Here is a 255-nt window from a genome sequence, read left to right as displayed (position 1 = left end):
TGAAGAAGCATTGGAAATTTTAGAAGAACGTAACAGCTATTCCAAGACGGATCATGACGCAACCTTTATGCGGCTGAAAGATGACCATATGAAGGATGGGCAGTTGAAAGCTGCTTATAATGTGCAACTGGCAACGGAAGGACGTTACGCATTAGCATATGATATTTTTCCGAACCCTACCGATACACGAACATTGATTCCTTTTTTAGATCGAATAGAAAAGGATTATTTTGCGTTGCCTGATTTCCTTGTAGC

Annotated in this window: 1 pseudogene; it reads left to right on the top strand. The window is 40.4% G+C overall.

The features are described from left to right. Positions 1–255 (top strand): annotated as a pseudogene (locus tag KI343_RS19950) (IS5/IS1182 family transposase); the annotation flags it as partial.

It is taken from the genome of Oceanobacillus sp. J11TS1, assembly GCF_018333215.1.
Taxonomy (GTDB): Bacteria; Bacillota; Bacilli; order Bacillales; family Amphibacillaceae; genus Oceanobacillus.
Note: the sequence above shows the minus strand (reverse complement) of the source record. Positions and strands in the feature narration are given on the sequence as shown.